21 protein-coding genes are annotated in these 18,854 nt (G+C 63.0%); 13 read left to right on the top strand and 8 right to left on the bottom strand.

The annotated features are described in order from the left end of the window. The first annotated feature begins 28 nt into the window (after window positions 1-28). Window positions 29-1,996 (top strand): M13 family metallopeptidase, encoded by a 1,968-nt coding sequence (locus CLV85_RS00860; RefSeq protein ID WP_100387733.1) that lies wholly within the window; start codon window positions 29-31, stop codon window positions 1,994-1,996. Continuing rightward, complete coding sequence (locus CLV85_RS00855; protein ID WP_100387732.1) at window positions 1,990-2,904, top strand: serine hydrolase; 915 nt, start codon at window positions 1,990-1,992, stop codon at window positions 2,902-2,904. Before CLV85_RS00860 ends, CLV85_RS00855 begins: the two co-directional genes overlap by 7 nt. A gap of 69 nt (window positions 2,905-2,973) precedes the next feature. Here the strand turns inward: CLV85_RS00855 and CLV85_RS00850 are convergent, their stop codons facing one another. From CLV85_RS00850 to CLV85_RS00825, 6 genes are all read right to left on the bottom strand, one after another. Next, window positions 2,974-3,966 carry a DUF2510 domain-containing protein gene (locus tag CLV85_RS00850; protein WP_100387731.1) on the bottom strand — a complete coding sequence of 331 codons (993 nt, stop codon included), beginning with the start codon at window positions 3,964-3,966 and terminating at the stop codon, window positions 2,974-2,976. Window positions 3,967-4,034: 68 nt separating this feature from the next. Then, the gene (locus tag CLV85_RS00845) at window positions 4,035-4,394 is read right to left on the bottom strand and encodes a hypothetical protein (RefSeq protein WP_100387730.1); all 360 of its coding nucleotides are present in this window, start codon (window positions 4,392-4,394) and stop codon (window positions 4,035-4,037) included. A gap of 52 nt (window positions 4,395-4,446) precedes the next feature. After that, complete coding sequence (locus CLV85_RS00840; RefSeq protein WP_100387729.1) at window positions 4,447-4,863, bottom strand: roadblock/LC7 domain-containing protein; 417 nt, start codon at window positions 4,861-4,863, stop codon at window positions 4,447-4,449. Beyond that, window positions 4,863-5,426 (bottom strand): GTP-binding protein, encoded by a 564-nt coding sequence (locus tag CLV85_RS00835; protein ID WP_100387728.1) that lies wholly within the window; start codon window positions 5,424-5,426, stop codon window positions 4,863-4,865. The genes CLV85_RS00840 and CLV85_RS00835 overlap by 1 nt, the downstream gene beginning before the upstream one ends. Before the next feature lie 282 nt (window positions 5,427-5,708). Next, window positions 5,709-6,407, bottom strand: coding sequence for a GNAT family N-acetyltransferase (locus tag CLV85_RS00830; protein WP_100387727.1), 699 nt, complete (start codon window positions 6,405-6,407; stop codon window positions 5,709-5,711). A gap of 38 nt (window positions 6,408-6,445) precedes the next feature. Further along, complete coding sequence (locus CLV85_RS00825; protein ID WP_100387726.1) at window positions 6,446-7,681, bottom strand: glutamyl-tRNA reductase; 1,236 nt, start codon at window positions 7,679-7,681, stop codon at window positions 6,446-6,448. A gap of 17 nt (window positions 7,682-7,698) precedes the next feature. Between CLV85_RS00825 and hemE the strand changes: the two genes are divergently transcribed. The 11 genes from hemE to CLV85_RS00770 all read left to right on the top strand — a co-directional run bounded on the left by hemE (window position 7,699) and on the right by CLV85_RS00770 (window position 17,285). After that, a complete protein-coding gene (gene hemE, locus CLV85_RS00820) occupies window positions 7,699-8,757 on the top strand; it encodes a uroporphyrinogen decarboxylase (RefSeq protein ID WP_100387725.1) in 1,059 nt (352 codons plus the stop codon). Window positions 8,758-8,761: 4 nt separating this feature from the next. After that, window positions 8,762-10,075 carry a protoporphyrinogen/coproporphyrinogen oxidase gene (locus CLV85_RS00815; protein ID WP_229820425.1) on the top strand — a complete coding sequence of 438 codons (1,314 nt, stop codon included), beginning with the start codon at window positions 8,762-8,764 and terminating at the stop codon, window positions 10,073-10,075. 57 nt (window positions 10,076-10,132) lie between these two features. Beyond that, window positions 10,133-10,813 carry a hydrogen peroxide-dependent heme synthase gene (gene hemQ / locus CLV85_RS00810; RefSeq protein WP_100387724.1) on the top strand — a complete coding sequence of 227 codons (681 nt, stop codon included), beginning with the start codon at window positions 10,133-10,135 and terminating at the stop codon, window positions 10,811-10,813. Beyond that, the gene (locus CLV85_RS00805) at window positions 10,810-11,979 is read left to right on the top strand and encodes a ferrochelatase (RefSeq protein WP_100387723.1); all 1,170 of its coding nucleotides are present in this window, start codon (window positions 10,810-10,812) and stop codon (window positions 11,977-11,979) included. The genes hemQ and CLV85_RS00805 overlap by 4 nt, the downstream gene beginning before the upstream one ends. Then, on the top strand, window positions 11,976-12,890 hold the full coding sequence (gene hemC / locus CLV85_RS00800) for a hydroxymethylbilane synthase (protein WP_100387722.1): 915 nt from the start codon (window positions 11,976-11,978) through the stop codon (window positions 12,888-12,890). The genes CLV85_RS00805 and hemC overlap by 4 nt, the downstream gene beginning before the upstream one ends. A 35-nt stretch (window positions 12,891-12,925) precedes the next feature. Next, window positions 12,926-13,882, top strand: a complete 957-nt coding sequence (hemB, locus tag CLV85_RS00795) for a porphobilinogen synthase (RefSeq protein ID WP_229820518.1) — start codon at window positions 12,926-12,928, stop codon at window positions 13,880-13,882. Further along, entirely contained in the window at window positions 13,879-15,264 is a 1,386-nt protein-coding gene (gene hemL / locus CLV85_RS00790) for a glutamate-1-semialdehyde 2,1-aminomutase (protein WP_100389213.1), read from the top strand. The genes hemB and hemL overlap by 4 nt, the downstream gene beginning before the upstream one ends. 175 nt (window positions 15,265-15,439) lie before the next feature. After that, the gene (locus CLV85_RS13500) at window positions 15,440-15,814 is read left to right on the top strand and encodes a hypothetical protein (protein WP_100389212.1); all 375 of its coding nucleotides are present in this window, start codon (window positions 15,440-15,442) and stop codon (window positions 15,812-15,814) included. A gap of 8 nt (window positions 15,815-15,822) precedes the next feature. Continuing rightward, the gene (locus tag CLV85_RS00780) at window positions 15,823-16,251 is read left to right on the top strand and encodes a phage holin family protein (protein WP_100387720.1); all 429 of its coding nucleotides are present in this window, start codon (window positions 15,823-15,825) and stop codon (window positions 16,249-16,251) included. 11 nt (window positions 16,252-16,262) lie between these two features. After that, window positions 16,263-16,490: a DUF3618 domain-containing protein gene (locus CLV85_RS00775; protein ID WP_100389211.1), complete on the top strand. Its 228-nt coding sequence runs from the start codon at window positions 16,263-16,265 to the stop codon at window positions 16,488-16,490. Window positions 16,491-16,532: 42 nt separating this feature from the next. Further along, on the top strand, window positions 16,533-17,285 hold the full coding sequence (locus CLV85_RS00770) for a uroporphyrinogen-III synthase (RefSeq protein WP_100387719.1): 753 nt from the start codon (window positions 16,533-16,535) through the stop codon (window positions 17,283-17,285). A gap of 60 nt (window positions 17,286-17,345) precedes the next feature. On the opposite strand, the gene CLV85_RS00765 is transcribed toward CLV85_RS00770, so the two are convergent. Continuing rightward, window positions 17,346-17,753: a DUF1304 domain-containing protein gene (locus CLV85_RS00765; RefSeq protein WP_100387718.1), complete on the bottom strand. Its 408-nt coding sequence runs from the start codon at window positions 17,751-17,753 to the stop codon at window positions 17,346-17,348. A gap of 28 nt (window positions 17,754-17,781) precedes the next feature. Continuing rightward, a complete protein-coding gene (locus CLV85_RS00760; RefSeq protein ID WP_100387717.1) occupies window positions 17,782-18,771 on the bottom strand; it encodes an MDR family oxidoreductase in 990 nt (329 codons plus the stop codon). Window positions 18,772-18,854: the final 83 nt, after the last annotated feature.

Genomic DNA, 18,854 nt, shown 5'->3' with positions numbered 1-18,854 from the left:
ATAAGGAGAACGCTCTAGGCTGGGGTGCATGAGTGCCGAATCGTCATTGTCATCCGGAATTGCCGTCAACGATCTTGATGAGAAGGTGCGCCCTCAAGACGACCTGTATCGGCACGTCAACGGAGCCTGGATCGACCGCACGGAGATCCCCTCCGACAAGGCTCGCTATGGCTCGTTCATGGTGCTTGCCGAGGAGGCCGAGGAGGCTGTTCGCGACATCATCATCGAGTCGCAATCGGCTGAGCCCGGCACTGAAGCGCGCAAGGTAGGCGACCTCTACGCCAGCTTCCTCGACGAAGCTCGCGCCGACGAGCTCGGGGCAACCCCGATCGCCGCGCAGCTCGCGGAGGCCGCCGCCGTCGATTCCATCCCGACTCTGCTCAGCACCCTCGGCCGCCTCGAACGCGGAGGCACGAGCGGCTTCTTCCAGCTCTTCGTCGACAACGACCCGGGCAACCCCGAGCGCTACCTCGTCTTCCTTGAGCAGGGCGGCCTTGGCCTTCCCGATGAGTCGTACTACCGCGACGAGAAGTTCGCTGAGATTCTGACCAAGTACGAAACCTTCATTGAGCGGATGCTCACGCTCGCCGGTCTCGATGCTCCCGCCGAGCGTGCCGCTCGCATCGTCGCTCTCGAGACCGAGATCGCGTCGAAGCACTGGGACAACGTCGCCAACCGTGACAGCGAGAAGACTTACAACCCGATGACGTGGCAGGCTGCCAACGAGCTCACGGGTGCTATTGACTTGAACGTCTGGCTCGACGCCATCGATGTTCCGGCCCACTCCTTCGACGAAGTTGTAGTGCGCCAGCCCAGCTTCGTTGAGGGGCTCGAGGCGATCTTGAGCGACGACCACCTGCAGGCGTGGCGGGACTGGCTGTCGTGGCAGGTCATCCGCAACAATGCTGCGTACTTGTCGGGCGATTTTGTAGAGGCCAACTTCGACTTCTACGGTCGCACCCTTTCGGGCACTCCCCAACTTCGTGCTCGCTGGAAGCGCGGTGTCTCGCTTGTCGAGGGTGTGCTCGGCGAAGCCGTCGGCAAGATTTATGTTGAGCGCCACTTTCCGCCGACCGCCAAGTCGGCCATGGATGTTCTTGTCGCCAACCTGGTCGAGGCGTACCGCCAGTCGATCAACGGCCTTGAATGGATGACGCCCACCACGCAGCAGCGTGCGCTCGAGAAGCTTGAGAAGTTCACTCCCAAGATCGGTTTCCCCGAAAAGTGGCGCGACTACTCCACGCTCGAGATCAGTGCGGATGACCTCGCCGGCAACGTGCGTGCCGCCAACGAATTCGAGTTCCAGCGCGAACTCGGCAAGATCGGCAAAGAGCTCGACCGCGACGAGTGGTTCATGACTCCGCAAACGATCAACGCGTACTACAACCCCGGCTTTAACGAGATCGTGTTCCCCGCAGCCATTCTGCAGTACCCGTTCTTTGACGAGTCGCGGGATGACGCCGCTAACTACGGTGCGATCGGTGCCGTCATTGGCCACGAGATCGGTCACGGCTTTGACGACCAGGGTGCCAAGTACGACGGCGATGGTCGCTTGATTGACTGGTGGACTCCCGAAGACAAGGCCGCATTCGAAGAGCGCACGAAGTCGCTGATCGACCAGTACAACGCGCTCGCGCCGGCTCAGGTTCCTGAGCACCACGTGAACGGTTCGCTCACGATCGGCGAGAACATCGGCGACCTCGGTGGTCTCATGATCGCGTGGAAGGCTTACCAAATCTCACTCGATGGAGCCGAAGCGCCCGTTATCGACGGCCTCACTGGTGCGCAGCGATTCTTCATGTCGTGGGCACAGTCCTGGCAGCAGAAGGGGCGCGACGAAGAGGTCATTCGACTGCTCGCGATCGACCCGCACTCGCCGAACGAATTCCGATGCAACCAAATTGTTCGCAATATCGATGCGTTCTATGAGACATTTGGTGTGACGAAATCCGATTCGTTGTGGCTGGACCCGAAAGATCGCGTCACTATTTGGTAGAGATCGAGCAAACCCGAGAACGCCGGAGTCGAATTCGCACCCCCCGAGTTGCGAAACACGCCGGAGCTGGAGAAGAGCCCAACTTCACCAGCACCTTTGCCGCGCTTGGAAAACTGCGGCTCGCTGATCGCAGCATGCGCGTTTCTGCCAGCGCCGTCGACATCAACAGCGGTCGCACCGTGCTCAGCATCGACGATCGCGTCGCGTTACCCACGGCCAGCATCGGCAAGATTCTGCTGCTGATCGAGGTTTCTGCCCGCTTCGAAGACAGCGATTTCGCGCCCTACGGCATCCTCGACAAGGTCCCCGGAGCATCCGTGGGCGCCGCCGGCCTGTGGCAACACTTGCAGGCACCATCGTTGCCCGTTGCCGACCTTGCTGCCCTGGTAGGTGCAACGAGCGACAACCTGGCAACGAACATCCTGCTTCGCCTGATCGGGTTGGATGCCGTGCGAGCTCGCACCGAATCCCTCGGCCTGACCAAGACGGCACTGCTCGACCTCGTGCGCGATACCCGCGGCCCCGACGATGCCCCACAGCTTTCTGTCGGATCCGCCGTGGAACTCAGCTGGTTGTTCGGCGCCCTCGCGCGCGGCGAAATCGTGAACTCCATTGCGAGTCAACGCGTGCTTGGCTGGCTCTCGCTCAACACTGACTTGTCACTCGTCTCGAGCGCGTTCGGGCTTGATCCTTTGGCTCATCGTGGTGCCGACCACAACACTCTGCTGGTGAACAAGACCGGCATCGACCGAGGCGTGCGAGCGGAAGCCGGAGCGCTGCGAGGCAACAAGCGTGCGGTGGCCTACGCGGCATCCATTCAATTTGATGACAAGAGCATGCATGCTCGGTTGCAAGTGATCGAGGCGCTGCGCACGTTCGGACTCGATCTCATGGAGTACGTGCACTAAAGGGCGCAGACCTGCACCTGCACCTGCACCTGCACCTGCGAGCAGTGCGGCCACGGCCGCATGTAGTCGTTAGCGGCTGAAGCGTGCCTTCAAGCGAGAGAAGATTCCCTCTTTTGCGGGCTGAGCCGCCAGGGGCTGGCGAGCCTCTTCGGCAATGGTGTCGACCGTGTGGGTCAACAGTCCCATCAGCTCGAACGTGGAGATGAGACGGCGGGCCTCATCAACATCGACCTTGGCCAACGAGGCCAATTCGGTGACGGTGAGGTACGCGGCACCGAGCATGGCTGTCATACCCATTTGCTCTGTCGTATGGCTCAAAGTCGTGAGGTTGGGCCAGCGGCGCAGCTTGAAGCGCGCGCCCGAAAGGCTCAGGGGATCGAAAGAGTCGGGTTGGGCGTGTGTTCCGATGAGCCACACGAGGGGCTCCCAGTCGCGGCCGGCCTCATCCTGATGAATGCCGAGCGGACGGGCGACAGTTTCGACGTCGCCGTCGGCGGATGCTGTCGCAAGGTTGTCGAGAGAGTCTGCCCACCAGTAAGCGCAGCCGCGCGGATCGATGACCAACGTGGGGGCATCAGCGAAGCGCAGCTCAACGAGCGGCTCGGTGGGTGAGTTGACCGCGTCGGTGATGGCACGGTTGAGCTTGTTCCAGGTCTCCACGGTGAGGGCGATGTCAGAGAATCCCGATTTACGAGGTTCCTCGGCGGCGGCGGCCGCCGCGGCTGCAGCTTTGATGCTGGCGCGGGTGGGTTCCTCGATAACGGTGCCGCTGTCATCCGAGGTCGTGTTGCCTACCGCAGCCGACGCTGACGTGCCGACGCCCGCGTTGCGCGTGCTGCGCTTGCTCGATGACGGGTGAATGATCATGACTTCGGGCTCGCGCGCGGTTGACGCGGTATCGAAGGGATTGGTCGAGCTGTTCACTGATGAGGTGGGTGGCTGAGGTGAGCTATCGAGTTGCGCGATGTGCTCAGTCCAGGAGTTTGCGTCCCACCAACGGAGGTGTTCGCCACCCAGAGGGTCGCGGTACCACCCTGCGGGAACGTCAGTGCCGTCGGTCATAGTGAATCTTTCTGGGTGGTGAGCCCACTGTGGCGGTCACACTCAGTGACCGCCACAGTTGAAGTTATTTAGAGGCTCAAGCTCGTGTCTGCGGTCTTGGCGTTGATGCGAGCAAGCGCGAGGTTCGACTTCGCCTTGTCGAGTACGAAGTAGATGAAGACCTCGGGGTTCGAGGTCAGCGGGCGAATGATGTGGTACTGGCTCGACAGCGTGATGAGGATGTCATCGATTGAGTCGCTGAGGCCCAGTGCCTTCATGGTCTTGAGCTTGGCGCGCACTACCTCGGTGTTACCGGCTGCTGCTGCGTCGAGGTCGATGCCGCTTCCAGCGCTTCCGAGGAGCATGCCCGAGCCACTGTCGACAACGGCGGCTGCCATAGCGCCATCGGTGTCGAGAAGAGCGGTGAGGGTTTCGGTGATGTTTGACATTGTGTTCTCCGTTTATGGTGTCGGGTTTGGTGTTACTTCTAGTGGTGCGTGGTTACGCGATGAGCTCGGCCATGCGTCGTGCGGCGATGCGCGCGATCGAAAGGCCCTTGCCCAAAGTTTCGTGAGTGTCGAACAGCGCGGCGATCACGATGGGGTGACCCTGAACGCGCAGCTGGATGACGTGGCCGAGTTCAGACGCGATGATCACGTATTCGTTCGTGCCGATTTTCAGTTCGTGGGCGACAGCGTCGCTGAGGGCCTGCACCGAGCTGGACATACTGGCGAAGCGACCGCCGTCGGTGTGGGCGCCGTTGAGGTGCACAATTTCGAAGCCGTCGTCGGTGAGCATGGCGGCGAAGGTGAGCGAGCTCGCGAGGTCTTGCATTTCAGCAAGGGTGCGGTTGCCGGCGTCGATGTGCACAGGGTTGAGGTGCGAAGGAACGGTTGCGGGCGCAAGTGGCTGGTTCATCAGATCTTTTCCGGTGCGGGTGCGAGGAGTTCACGCATTTCGACGCTGGCAACCAGGCTCAAGAGCAGCGTGCGCATTTCTTCAGCGTTGCGGGGGTCGACGGTGAACACGGGAATCAGTTGTTCGGGAACGGCAGCCGTGAGCGCGGCCGAATACTCGGCGACTGTCGGAGTGGAGGCAACATCAGACTTAGTGACGCCGATGATGACGGCTCCACGTTCGTGAAGCTCACGGAAGTCGCTGAGGTACTCAATGAGCAGGTTGACGGAGTCGGGCGCATCGTTGTTGATCAGCAGCAGTAGACCACGTGCGCGGCCCGCCAAAATTGACCACATGAAGTCGAAACGTTTCTGCCCCGGAACTCCGTAGAGTCGAACCTTCGTGACATCGTCGAGCGTGATCTCGCCGTAGTCGAGAGCCACGGTAGTGGTCTCTTTATCTGCGGTGGCGCGATCAGTGTTGGTAGCCTCGGTCGACACCACGTCGATCTCGCTCAGACTGCGAATAGCGGTCGTCTTGCCGGAGCCCATCGGGCCGGCGAACAAAACGACATGCTCAGACATAGATCCACTTCGGTTGGTTAAGGTGCGGAGAGAAGCGCCAGAAATGATGCGCTCAGATAGCGGCGGTACGAGTCGGGTTGTGCCGCGCTGTATTTAGACTCTTAGGCCGTCCCGGCATCCGCGAGTCCCCACTCGGGGGGACATGTTGACAAGACCCCCGGAAAACTGCACCAGAACGTTCTGTCTGTCCCCGTAAATGGGTGTAAGTTTTTCTCGCAAAAACGCGAGCTTCTCAGGCATCTTTACGGAGACTTGGGAGGCTCCGCGCCATCCTGTTCCTGTTCAGCGGCGTGAGCGCGAGGCCCATTCGCGAGCCAGAATTCCGTAACTGTAGGTGTCTTCCCAGGCGCCGCGGAACCACAGGTCTTCCACAAAGTGAGCCTCTCGCCGCATGCCCAGGGCCTCGCACAACCGGATGGAGTCGCCGTTGCGCGGGTCGAGAAGCGCGGTCACTCGGTGCAGCTCCATCTCGCCGAAAGCAACATCGAGGAGTGCGGATGCTGCCTCCCGGGCATAGCCCTTGCCCTGAAAATTCGGATGCAGGGCCCAGCCGATTTCTGCGGTGGACTGCTCGGCGTTGGTGAGCTTGAAGTACAGCGTGCCGATCATCACGGTGCGGCGCTCTGAGGGCGGTTCGGTCGTGGCTCCGGGGGAGGCGGAGGCTGAGGTAGTGGTGGCGGCCGCAGAGCCGTTGGCATCAGTGATAGCCGTGCTTTGCACGGCCTTCGGAGGCACGGCATCCAGCAGGTCAATGGCCAGCTGCAGGTAGTCGTTGGTGGCGGCGAGAACTTCGTTGCCCGTCCACTCCTGAATCTTCTCGATGACGGTCGCGCGGTCGCGGGGGTCGTACAGCATGTAGGTCGTGAGCTCGGGGTTCGACTGTTGAGCGTGCAGGTCGTCGATGTCGTTATTGCTCAGAGTGAGGCGACGCAGCACGAGACGTTCGGTGGCGATCGGAGCGAGCGAGTCATACGGTTTCATCGGAGACCCTCGTCGTTGTGGGTAGAGATGGGAGGCAGTTAGGCCGAGTGTGGTCGAGCGCGAGCATCCGCCGACGTAGTCGAACGCTCTACCGGGATGTTGTACAGCGCCGAGAGCGCAGCATCGAACTCCGCGACGCGGCCTTCAGCCGCAAACTCGCGAGCACGCACTGACGGACCGTGCAGCAGGACTCCGCCGAGGTGGCGCAGCGCGGAGATGGTTTCGTCGCCGGCTCCGCGGGCGGTGGCGCGAGCAATTTCCGCCTCAAGGAGAGCGAAGTGGTGCTTGCGAAGAGCAACGATGGCTGGCTCCGCCTGGCTTTCGGCAGCGAATTCGTGGGCGGCCGTGCGAACCAGGTCGCGAGCATCCGCGTGCGCGTTCAGCTCTTCGAGCGGGGCGTGCAGGCTAATGGTTTCGAGGTCGAGCAGGTCAACACCGTCGAGCTGGCCCACCGCGGGGTCAACGTTGCGGGGGAGACCAAGGTCGAGCACGAGGCACTTGCTGGCGGCCGAGAAGCGCTCGGTGCCGAGCACGGCGCTTGCGGTACACGTGACGATGACGTCGACGTCGAAGTCTTCGCTGGGGGTGAGGCCGTGCTTGAGGGCGAACGCAGCGTCGCGGCCCGATGGCGAGAAGACGCGCAGATCGAGGGCGCCCTTGTCCCGCAGCGCGTTGACGGTGGTGACGGCGTAGCGGCCGGTTCCCACGACAAGAACGCTTGCGGTCGACCAGTCGGCAACGCGGCTTGAGGCCAGTTCGAGCGCAAGGCGCACGAGGGACTTGCCTGCCCCGCCGATGGCGGTGTTGTTCTTGATGCCGCGACTCGTGTGCGTTGCGCGCTGAAAGAGGCGCTCGAGGTCGCGGGTAGTTGTGCCATCCTTGCGAGCCTGATCGAGAGCTCGGCTGACCTGGCCAGAGATTTCAGCTTCACCGATCACGACGGACTCAAGACCAGAGGTCACCGCAAAGAGGTGAGCTGCGGCATCCGCACCCTCATGAACGGCGATGGAGGAGTGCAGGGTGTCGACGCTGAGGCCCGTGCGTTCACTCAGCGATTCGAGCAGCGAGCAGACGGTGATGGCCGAACCAGCGGTGAGGGGTTCTTCGACGTCGAGATAGGCCTCGAAGCGGTTGCAAGTGGCAACGAGAACGGCTCCGGCAACGAAATCGTTAGTCGAAACGAGGTCGTTAGTAGCCGCAGCGGCGACCTCAGACAGACTTTCGAGTACGTCTAAGCTCGCGTTGCGATGATTCGAGCTAAGACACAGGAGCACAACCTAATGTTAACCCCGTGACTTTGAATTCTGACCACCCTCTTCTCGACGGCCGCACAGCTAACTCGCCTATCATCCGGGCCTACCGCGGTGATCGCCCCGAAACCACCCCCGTCTGGTTTATGCGCCAAGCCGGCCGCTCGCTTCCCGAGTACCGCAAATTGCGTGAAGGCAACGAGATGCTCGAGGCGTGCCTCACGCCCGACCTCGCGAGCGAGATCACGATGCAGCCCGTGCGTCGACACAACGTCGACGCCGCCATCTTCTTTAGCGACATCGTGATTCCGGCCAAGCTCGCCGGAGTTGAGGTAGAGATCGTTCCTGGCCGCGGCCCGGTTTTCGCGAACCCCGTGCGCACAGCGGCGGATGTCGCCAAGCTGCACCCCATCGACCCTGCGGCATTCGCGCCCATCCGTGAAGCTGTCGCGCAAACCGTTGCTCAGTTGGGCACGACTCCGCTCATTGGTTTCGCTGGAGCCCCCTTCACCCTCGCGTCGTACATGGTCGAGGGCGGGCCGAGTAAGGACCAGCAGCGAGCTCGCACGCTCATGTACTCCGACCCGCAGACCTGGGCCACGCTGCTCAACTGGTGCGCCGACATCGCGGGCGAATTCTTGAAGGCCCAGATCGAAGCGGGCGCCTCGGCAGCTCAGCTCTTCGACTCGTGGGTCGGTTCGCTCTCAGAGCAGCAGTACGTGCGCCGGGTTGCTCCGCACTCCAAGCGCGCGCTCTCGCACTTGCGCGGCTACGACGTACCCAAAGTTCATTTCGGTGTCGGCAGCGGTGAAGTGCTGCAGGCCATGCACTCGATCGGCGCCGACGTGATGGGCGTCGACTGGCGTATCCCGCTCGACGAGGCCGACCGTCGCCTCGGCGGCGGCGTTCCGCTGCAGGGCAACATTGACCCCGCTCTTCTTGGCGCCCCGTGGCATGTGCTCGAAGCACACGTGCGCGACGTCATGAGCCGCGGCCGCGTTGCTCCCTCGCACGTCGTAAACCTCGGCCACGGCGTTGGCCCCGACACCGATCCGGATGTGCTCACCAAGATCGTGGAGCTCGTTCACCAGGAAGGTTAGTGCCGTGAGCACGACAGAATTCACCGTCGTTGGCGGCGGCATTGCCGGACTCGTTGTGGCGCGCCGCCTCTCCATGGCGGGGCGAACCGTGCGTCTCATCGAGGCGAGCGATCATCTCGGCGGCACCGTGGCATCCCACCTCGTTGGTGGCCTTAATCTGGATGCCGGAGCCGAAAGCTTCGCCACCCGCGGCAATACTGTTGCCGATCTCGCTCGCGAGCTGGGTCTGGGCGATGACATTGTGTCTCCGGGTGACGAGGGTGCGTGGCTGCAGCCCGTGGAGGGCCCGGCCCTGCCGTTGCCCGCCACCGGCATTCTCGGCATTCCGGCGACGCCGCTCGACAAAGACACCATCGCGGTAATTGGTCTGGGCGGCGCCTTTCGTGCTCAACTCGATTCGCTGATTCCGTGGTTTGGCAAGCGCACTGACGTTTCTCTTGGCGCGCTCGTGCGTCGCCGCATGGGTAAGGCCGTCGTGGAGAAGCTCGTCGCTCCCGTCGTGCACGGCGTGTACTCGCTGCACCCCAACGACTTGCCGCTCGAGCGGGTCGCCACCCTCAAGGAGCGCCTCGCCCTGCACGGTTCGCTGGCGGCAGCGGTGCGTTCGATGCGCCACGCGATGCCGGCCGGAACAGCGGTTCAGGGCATCCGGGGTGGCATCAACCGACTGGTTACCGAGCTCGCGGCCGACCTCACGACGTACGGCGTCATTGTTGAGTTCGAGCGCCGCATCGAGAGCGCTGAGGCGCTCGCCGATCTCGACGGCACGGTGATCGTGGCTGCTCCCGGCATCCTCGCGCCGGTTCGTGGTCGCACGGTCACGCTCGCGACTCTCGTGCTCGATGCGCCTGAGTTGGATGCCGAACCCCGCGGCTCGGGAGTGCTCGTTGCGCCCGGCTGTACGAAGGTCTCTGCTCGTGCACTCACACACGCCACGGCGAAGTGGCAGTGGCTCAAGGAGCAGGCAGAGGGTCGTCACGTGGTGCGCCTCTCGTACAACGAAGTGCCCGCCGGTGACTTTGCCGAGGTTGCTCGTCGCGATGCCGAAGTTCTCTTGGGCGTCTCGCTTCCCGTCGAGGCCGTCGTTGATTTCGCTCGTCGCGAGTGGACTCGCCCCGCACCGTTGGCCCCCGCTGAACGCACGGATGGTGTGGTGGTTGTCGGCGAAACCGTCGGAGGCACCGGGCTGGCCGGCATCGTTACGCACGCGAACGCTGCGGCGGATCGGCTGCTGGCGCTCGCGGCCGAGGGCCCCGCTGATGGCGAGGATGCCGCGACCGGCGACGAGCCGAACGAGGCAGCCAAAGAGGTAAGCTAGTTAGGTTCGCCTAACTCACAGGTATTCTCCCAGTTTGCCCAGAAGGCAGGGGAGAGAATGGAAGACATGACTGACGTCGAGAAGCCCGCCGAAGTTTTGGGATACACCCTGTGGGCGGTGTTCCGTCGCGATCCGCACCGTCCCGCTGCTGCCGGCGATCTCGCTCCTGCCGTTGCTGCGGTCGAGGCCCGTGGAGTCACCGTTCGTGGCTTCTACGATGTGTCGGGAATGCGTGCCGATGCCGACCTCATGATCTGGCTGCACGGCAACAATCCCGAAGACATCCAGTGGGCGCTGCGTGAATTGCGCCGCAGCGAGCCGCTCGCCTCCTTGCTTCCCACGTGGAACGCCATGGGTGTGCACCGCGACGCCGAGTTCTCGAAGAGCCACATGCCCGCGTTCATGCGTGGCAAAGAGCCCGAAGCGTGGCTCACCATCTATCCCTTTGTGCGCAGCTACGAGTGGTACCTGCTGCCCGACGCCGAGCGCAGCAAGATGTTGCGCGACCACGGCATCAAGGGTTCCGAGATGCCTCAGGTTCTCGCCAACACCGTCGCAAGCTTCGCGCTCGGAGACTACGAGTGGATGCTCGCGCTCGAAGCCCCCGAACTCGTTGACCTAGTCGACCTCATGCGCCACTTGCGTCAAACGGATGCCCGCATGCACGTGCGCGAAGAGGTGCCGTTTTACACGGGCCGACGCATCACGCTCGACGAGATTGCCGAGGTGCTGTCGTGACTCGCATTCTGGGAGCAACGGATGCCGCAGCATCCGGCCCCGAACATGTGGAAGAAGCGGTGGCCTACGACGCCATTCTGCTCGCCAGCTTCGGCGGCCCCGAGGGTCAAGACGACGTCATCCCGTTCTTGCGCAACGTCACGCGCGGCCGCGGCATCCCCGAAGAGCGTCTCGAAGAGGTGGCGCACCACTACCGCGCCTTTGGTGGCGTCAGCCCCATCAACGACCAGAACCGCGAGCTGAAAGCCGCTCTCGAAGCAGAGCTTGCTCGCCGCGGTATCGACATGCCGGTGCTGTGGGGAAACCGTAACTGGAACCCTTGCTTGAGCGATGCGCTCACCGAAGCCAACGAACGCGGCTACAAGAAGCTCATCGCCGTGGGCACGAGCGCCTACAGCTCGTACTCCAGCTGCCGTCAGTACCGCGAAGATTACGCGATCGCGCTCGAGCAGACCGGTCTCGAAGGCACGATTCAGATCGACAAGGTTCGCCAGTTCTTCGATCACCCGGGGTTCGTTCAGCCGTTCATCGACGGCGTGCGCGAGGGCCTCGCGAAGGTTGCTGCTCAGGGCATTGCTCCCGAAAAGACGCACGTACTTTTCGCCACTCACTCCATCCCCTCGACGGATGCCGCCAAGAGCGGCCCCGAGTCGCGTGGCTTTGGCGAAGGCGGCGCGTACGCCGCGCAGCACCTCGCTGTCTCCGAAGTTGTCATGGCAGCGCAGGCTGTTGATTCGCCCGAGGCTCCGCTTCCGGCCCACAGCCTCGTGTACCAGTCGCGCAGTGGCCCGCCCTCGATGCCGTGGCTCGAGCCCGACATCAATGATGCGATTGATGCGCTCGCCGCCGATGGCATCGAAGCGGTCGTTATCGTTCCGGTCGGCTTCATCTCCGACCACATGGAAGTGAAGTGGGACCTCGACACGGAGGCGCTCGAAACGGCGGGAGGGCACAACATGTTTGCCGTCCGCGTTCCGACGCCTGGCGTGCATCCGGCGTTCGTCACGGGTCTTGTTGACCTCGTGTTGGAGCGTCGGGACGGAGTGCCGGTGGCAGATCGCCCCGCACTGACCAAGCTCGGCCCCTGGTACGACGTGTGTCGTCCCGGGTGCTGTGAGAATGTGCGGCTCGGCTTTAAGCCCGCAGCCGCGGGGGTAGCACCGTGACCGTCATCCGAATTGGCACGCGAGGAAGCACTCTCGCCATGGCGCAGACCACCACGGTGGCATGCCAGCTTGAAAGCAAGACCGGCGTCGAGACGGAGATCATCCCGATCTCCACTCAGGGCGACCGCTCAACCGAGTCGCTCTCCACGATCGGTGGCCAGGGTGTGTTCGCGAACGCGCTTCGCGAAGCACTGCTCGCCGGTGAGTGCGACGTTGTCGTTCACTCGTTGAAAGACTTGCCGACCGCCAATGTGCCCGGCCTCACGATTGCGGCGGTGCCCAAGCGCGCCGACGAGCGTGACGTGCTGTGTGCTCGCGATGAGCTCACCCTCGACACTCTTCCGGCTGGCGCTCGCGTCGGCACCGGCTCGCCGCGTCGTCAAGCGCAACTGCGTTCGCGTCGCCCCGACCTCGAAGTAGTCGACATTCGCGGCAACATTGATTCGCGTCTCGACAAGGTGACGAACGGTGAGTTGGATGCTGTCATTCTCGCCGCCGCCGGCCTCGCCCGCGCCGGTCGTGCCGCCGCCATTACCGAGTACCTCGGCATCTCGGGCTGGCCCACCGCTCCCGGTCAGGGCGCCCTCGCCATCGAGGTTCGCGACGGCGACGAGAAGCTCGTCAAGGTTCTCGACCACAAGCCCAGCCGCACCAAGACTGAGGCCGAACGCTACGTTCTGGCCCTTCTTGACGCCGGATGCTCGGCTCCCCTCGGAGCGCACGCCGTGATCGACGACGGCCTCCTGTTCTTGGATGCCCGGGTCTATGCCCTCGACGGCTCCCGCTACCTCACCAGCTCGCACGCGCTGTACGTCAACGACGTCGAAGACCCGGCGCGCGAGGCAGCACAGCGGGTCGCCGACGAACTGTTGTCGCAGGGTGCCGGGGATCTCACGGGAGCGCGGGCGTGATCATCCGCCCCCGCCGTTTGCGGTCGAGCCCGGCGATGCGTCGCCTGGTCGCCGAAAACCGCACTCACCCGGGCCAGCTCATCTTGCCGATGTTCGTACGCGAGGGTCTGAGCGAGCCGGTTCCGATTAGTTCGATGCCGGGCGTGCAGCAGCATTCTCTCGATTCGATGCGCCGCGCGATTGCCGAAGCAGCCGAGCTGGGCGTCGGTGGCATCATGCTGTTCGGTGTTCCTGAGCACAAGGATGCCGAGGGCTCGGGGGCGATTGACCCGAACGGAATCCTCAACGTCGCCACGCGCGCGGCTGTCGCCGAGGCCGGTGACGCCCTCGTGGTGCAGACCGATCTCTGCCTCGACGAATTCACCGATCACGGCCACTGCGGTGTGCTGCGCGAGCGCACTCACCCCGTCACCGGCGCGACCGAGCTCATCGTCGACAACGACGCCTCCCTCGAGCGCTACCGCGAAATGGGCGTGGCTCAGGCCGAAGCCGGCTCGCAACTACTGGGCCTCAGCGGCATGATGGACGGCCAAGTCGCCGAAGTACGCGATGCTCTCGACACCGCTGGCCACACCGACACCCCCTTGCTCGGTTACGCCGCCAAATACGCCTCGGCTTTCTACGGTCCGTTCCGCGAAGCCGTGCAGTCCTCGCTTGAGGGCGACCGCCGCGCCTACCAACAGAACCCGGCCAACCGCCGCGAAGGCATCCGCGAAGTTGAACTCGACATCGACGAAGGTGCCGACGTCGTGATGGTCAAGCCCGCGATGAGTTTCCTCGATGTGCTGGCCGACGCCAGCGCCATCAGCAGTGTGCCGGTGTGGGCGTACCAAGTCTCCGGCGAGTACGCGATGATCGAGGCCGCCGCAGCGAACGGCTGGATCGACCGCCGCCGTGCTATCGAAGAATCAGTACTCAGTATCCAGAGGGCGGGCGCCGAAGCGGTGCTCACCTACTACGCAACCGAACTTGCAGAATGGCTACGCCGATGAGCGACACCACGTCCAACACCCCGCCCGCCCCCGCCACTAACCAGCAGTCGTTCGACCGCGCTCGCGGCGTGCTGCCAGGCGGCGTGAACTCGCCCGTGCGTGCCTTCGGTTCCGTCGGCGGAACGCCTCGCTTCTACGTGAAAGCTTCCGGCTCGTACGTGACGGATGTTGAGGGCCGGTCGTACATCGACCTCGTCAACTCCTGGGGCCCCGCCATTCTCGGCCACGCTCATCCTGAAGTGATTGACGCCGTTCAGCAGGCAGCGTCGCGCGGCCTCGGCTTTGGAGCATCCACTCCCGCCGAGACTGAACTCGCCGAACTCGTGCGTGCCCGCATTAGCGTCGGGGGAGTGAGCCCCATCGAGCGCTTGCGTCTCGTCTCGACCGGCACCGAAGCGACCATGACGGCCATCCGGCTTGCTCGCGGTGCCACCGGTCGCCGCCTGCTCGTGAAGTTCGCCGGTCACTACCACGGTCACTCCGACGGGCTCTTGGCTGAAGCCGGCTCTGGTCTTGCCACGCTCTCGATGCCCGGCTCTGCGGGAGTCACCGCCGAGACCGCAGCTCAAACGCTCGTGATCGAGTACAACAACGTTGCCGCTCTCGAGCAGGTCTTCGCCGAACATGGCCACGACATTGCTGGCGTGATCTTTGAAGCCGCCGCCGCGAACATGGGTGTTCTTGCCCCGCAGCCCGGCTTCAATGAAACCATCGTGCGCATCGCCCACGAGCACGGCGCCCTCGCGATCAGCGATGAAGTTCTCACCGGCTTCCGTGTCGACTCCGCCGGCTACTGGGGCTTGGATGCTCGTGCCGCGGCGGTCGCGAACCCCGACGCCCCTGAGGCACGCTGGGTTCCCGACCTCTTCACCTTTGGCAAGGTCATTGGTGGCGGGATGCCGCTGGCCGCCTTGGGCGGTTCGGCTCGCATTATGGAGTTGCTGGCTCCCCTCGGCCCCGTCTACCAAGCAGGCACCCTGAGCGGAAACCCCGTCGCCGTCGCTGCGGGCCTCGCTACGCTTCGGCTCGCTGACGACGCCGTGTATTCACGGCTCAACCAGGTTGCCGAAACGCTGTCGACCGAAACCTCTGCGGCACTCTCCGCCGAGGGTGTTGAGCACGTCGTGCAGCACGCAGGCAACCTGTTCTCGTTTGTGTTCAGTGGCACTGAGCCTCTGAACTTCGCTGACGTGAAGGCGCAGCAGGGCTACCGCTACGCACCGTTCTTCCACTCCATGCTGGAGTCGGGAGTCTCACTGCCTCCGAGCGTGTTCGAGGCGTGGTTCGTTTCGGCAGCCCACGACGATGGCGTGGTCTCGAAGATTGTCGAAGCACTGCCCGCCGCCGCAAAGGCTGCCGCCGCGGCATCCGCTCCGGAGTAGAACAACGCGCAGCAACAGAACTGCAAACTCTGTGTGAGTTCTGGCGTTAGGGCTATGCCTATCTGAGAATATGCTCCAAACTGGCTACCTGCGATACCAGAAAACCCTGACCACGGGCTGCAGCTATCGCGAGTATGTTGGAATAACCAACCGCCAACAAGAAACGGAGTTCACCATGAAGGGCAAGATCCTCCTAGTAGTAGGACTCGGCATCGGCTACGTGCTGGGCACCCGCGCTGGCCGCGAAAAGTACGAAAAGATCAAGGCCACCGCTAACAAGCTGTGGAACGATCCCCGCATTGCGGAGCAGCGCCACAACGCTGAAGACTTTGTAAAAGACAAGGCCCCGGATGTCGCGGAATTCCTCGCAGACGGCGCCAAGAAGGTTGTTAAGCAGGTTGCGAGCAGCAAGAGCAACAGCAACAACTCTTCCTCAAGCACGACCGCGTCGAAGTCGTCGACGTCCTCGAGCAGCTCCTCCAAGAAGAAGCCTGCCGCCAAGAAGTCTTCGTCATCGGCATCAACGACGAAGTCCACTAACTCGAAGTAGGGGCTGCCATGAACGGTGACACACCGAAGTCAGACCCGCAGCGCGAGCCCAAGCGTTCGCTCGCTGCACTCATCGCTGACGTTCCCCGCCTCCTAGGCGAGCTCGTTCGCGGTGAAATCGAATCGCTCAAGAGCGAGATGGTGGGCAAGCTCAAGAACGCCGGCATCGGCATTGGGCTGTTTGCGGGAGCTGCGTTCTTCGCACTTTTCGCTCTCATGGTTCTCATCGCTGCAGCAGTGCTTGGCTTTGCTGAAGTAGTTCCGGCGTGGGCGGCAGCGCTCATTGTTGCCGGCATCCTGCTGGTCATCGTGGCCATCCTGGTTCTGGTGGGCGTCGCGCTCGTCAAAAAGGGAACGCCGCCAGCGCCCACGGAGACGATCGAAAGTATTAAGAGCGACGTTCGTGCCATCAAAGGCACCCGAAAGCCGAGGTCATAATGTCTGAAGATATGAGCATCAAAACCAACGACAAGCTCGAACAGGCTCGCGAAGAGCTCGAAGCAACGCTCGACGCGATCGAAGATAAGTTCAACGTCGGCAAGCGCGTTGACGAGGTCGCAACCCGCGTTCGCAGCTCGTACGAGACCAATCCGCTCCCGTGGATTATCGGTGCTGCAGCAGCCGCAGTCTCGGTTGTTTCCGTAGTTGCCTGGGCAATTCTGAGCGACGACGACTAGCTCGATTAGCGTCTTACTCCCCAACAGGGGGAGTATAGGAACATGGCAAGCAAAGCACTCGATGGTTTGCGCGTGCTCGTTCCACGCGGAGGCAATTGGGGCGACAGCGTCGCAGCGTTGCTGAGGGACCACTCAGCAATTCCCGTTATCGCACCCCTAATCAACTTCGCACCCTCAGAGAACGTTTCCGCGCTCGCTAACGCGTTCCACGAACTCAATGATGGGCAGTTCGATTGGATCGCCGTCACAAGCGCGACCACCGTCGATGTTTTGATGGCGAGCGGCGTAAAGATCCCCGAGAACACGAAGATCGCGGCCGTGGGCGAGACGACGGCTAGTGCCTTGACTCTTGCCGGGCATCGCGTCGACTTCGTGCCGGAACTCGATAACTCCGGGCGCGGCCTGGTCAAGGAATGGCCGGATGCCGGCCCCGGCTTGCGAGTGCTCGCACCCCAGTCGAGCCTGGCTGACACCACGCTGGTCGATGGCTTGGGTGCTCTCGGGCATGAGGTCGTAGCCGTCTCGGCGTACCGCACTGTCGGTATCCCCGTGGCAGACAAGGTGCGGGAGGATGTTGCATCCGGCCGTATCTCAGCGATCTTGGTGAGTTCCGGTTCAGTCGCTCGTCAAGTCGCCGAACAGTTGGCGCCTTTGCCCGACGACACGATTGTGGCCTGCATTGGGCCGCGCACCGCTTTTGATGCTCGGGATGCGGGCCTCACGGTTCACGTGATTGCCGAAGACCGCTCGAGCCAGTCGCTCGTCGACACCCTCGCGGAGTACCTCGGCCGCTAGCGGAGTGGTGAGTTCCGCGAGCAGCCTCGGTTCTCGTTGTTTGGTTCTGAGGGCGGCCGGTTAGCCGACGTTGAGCGCCAGTACGAGGAAGATGATTCCGAGCAGCGGCGGGGCGCCCTGAATGATGGCGGGGCGAGCCATCTGCTTAGGCTGTGACGTGATCAAGACCACGGCGGCGAGCAGCATGCTGAGCGCTGCAAACAGCGCGAGGGCGATTCCGGCTGGCCACATGCTGACGGTGCCCATGAGTACGAGGCCGGTGCCGGCGCCGAGCGCGAGAAAGACGTTGTAGAAGCCCTGGTTGTAGGCCCATGGCTTGATGATCTCGGCATCCTGAGCACGCACGCCAAAGATCTGCTGCACGCGAGGCGTGTGGAACAGCACGCTCTCCATGAAGAAAATCATGAGGTGAACGAGGGCGGCGAGAAATACAAAAGCTGATCCAAGAATGGCGAAGAGACTGTTCATGCTCGAAAGTCTGGCACAGCTGCGTTTGTTAGCCGTGCACGTCAACGACCGTGCGGCCACGGATGCGCCCGGCCATGATGTCCGCACCCGCTGCAATCGTGTCGCTTAGTCCGATCGTGGACGTTGTCGATTCGAGGCTGCCGAGGTCAAGATCACGTTCGAGCCGGCTCCACGCTTCGAGCCGCAGCTCCCGCGGGGTGAAGACAGAGTTGATGCCGACGAGGCTCACTCCGCGCAGAATGAACGGCATCACGCTCGTGTGCAGCTCGCTCGACTGTGCGTTGCCGCACGCCGTCACAGTGCCGCCATATTCGGTCGCGGCAATGGCCGACGCGAGTGTAGAACCACCGACGGCGTCGATCGCACCAGCCCAGCGCTGCTTCATGAGCGCTTTGGGTTCCGCGCTGAGTTCGGCACGGTCAATGATCGTGGTGGCGCCGAGCTGGCGCAGGTAGTCGTGCTCGCTTTCGCGACCCGTGGATGCCGTCACGCTGTAGCCGAGCTTGTTCAGTAGAGCGATTGCCACCGATCCCACTCCGCCGGCCGCGCCGGTCACGAGCACTTCGCCGGAGACTCCGCCGCGCTCGATCGCGAGCACCGAGAGCATCGCGGTGAAGCCGGCGGTGCCGATCGCCGCGGCCTGATGGTTGCTGATGCCCGCGGGCACTGGAACCACCCAATCCCCGGGAACGCGCGCACGTTCGGCGAAACCACCATGGTGGGTTTCACTGAGGCCGCAACCGTTCACGAGAACCCGCTGACCAGCAGAAAAGCGGTCATCGGTCGACTCAGCAACAACACCGACGAGGTCGATACCGGCGATGAGGCGAGGCGCGCGAACAATGCCCGGCTTGCCCGTGAGCGCGATGCCGTCTTTGAAGTTAAGGCTGGAGAACTCGACGTCGATCGTGACGTCACCCGGCATCAGGATGCTGTCATCCAACTGCTCAGAAAGCTCGACGTGTGCCGGTGCTTTCGGGTCGGACTCGTTCTTGACTACTTCGATTCCACGCCACATACCGTCAGCCTAGAACCGCAGGCTGAGTTCTGGCTCAGGCGCGACTGCGATGGTGCGCGAACAAGACAGCGCGAGTGCGCAGG

It is taken from the genome of Salinibacterium amurskyense (assembly GCF_002797685.1).
Lineage (GTDB): Bacteria > Actinomycetota > Actinomycetes > Actinomycetales > Microbacteriaceae > Rhodoglobus > Rhodoglobus amurskyensis.
Note: the sequence above shows the minus strand (reverse complement) of the source record. Positions and strands in the feature narration are given on the sequence as shown.

Coding starts and splice junctions, on each gene's coding strand:
- CLV85_RS00860 (WP_100387733.1), top strand. CDS start 29: ATGAGTGCCGAATCGTCATTGTCATCCGGAATTGCCGTCAACGATCTT.
- CLV85_RS00850 (WP_100387731.1), bottom strand. CDS start 3,966: ATGACCGACGGCACTGACGTTCCCGCAGGGTGGTACCGCGACCCTCTG.
- CLV85_RS00845 (WP_100387730.1), bottom strand. CDS start 4,394: ATGTCAAACATCACCGAAACCCTCACCGCTCTTCTCGACACCGATGGC.
- CLV85_RS00840 (WP_100387729.1), bottom strand. CDS start 4,863: ATGAACCAGCCACTTGCGCCCGCAACCGTTCCTTCGCACCTCAACCCT.
- CLV85_RS00835 (WP_100387728.1), bottom strand. CDS start 5,426: ATGTCTGAGCATGTCGTTTTGTTCGCCGGCCCGATGGGCTCCGGCAAG.
- CLV85_RS00830 (WP_100387727.1), bottom strand. CDS start 6,407: ATGAAACCGTATGACTCGCTCGCTCCGATCGCCACCGAACGTCTCGTG.
- hemQ (WP_100387724.1), top strand. CDS start 10,133: ATGGAAGACATGACTGACGTCGAGAAGCCCGCCGAAGTTTTGGGATAC.
- hemB (WP_229820518.1), top strand. CDS start 12,926: ATGCGTCGCCTGGTCGCCGAAAACCGCACTCACCCGGGCCAGCTCATC.
- hemL (WP_100389213.1), top strand. CDS start 13,879: ATGAGCGACACCACGTCCAACACCCCGCCCGCCCCCGCCACTAACCAG.
- CLV85_RS13500 (WP_100389212.1), top strand. CDS start 15,440: ATGAAGGGCAAGATCCTCCTAGTAGTAGGACTCGGCATCGGCTACGTG.
- CLV85_RS00780 (WP_100387720.1), top strand. CDS start 15,823: ATGAACGGTGACACACCGAAGTCAGACCCGCAGCGCGAGCCCAAGCGT.
- CLV85_RS00775 (WP_100389211.1), top strand. CDS start 16,263: ATGAGCATCAAAACCAACGACAAGCTCGAACAGGCTCGCGAAGAGCTC.
- CLV85_RS00770 (WP_100387719.1), top strand. CDS start 16,533: ATGGCAAGCAAAGCACTCGATGGTTTGCGCGTGCTCGTTCCACGCGGA.
- CLV85_RS00765 (WP_100387718.1), bottom strand. CDS start 17,753: ATGAACAGTCTCTTCGCCATTCTTGGATCAGCTTTTGTATTTCTCGCC.
- CLV85_RS00760 (WP_100387717.1), bottom strand. CDS start 18,771: ATGTGGCGTGGAATCGAAGTAGTCAAGAACGAGTCCGACCCGAAAGCA.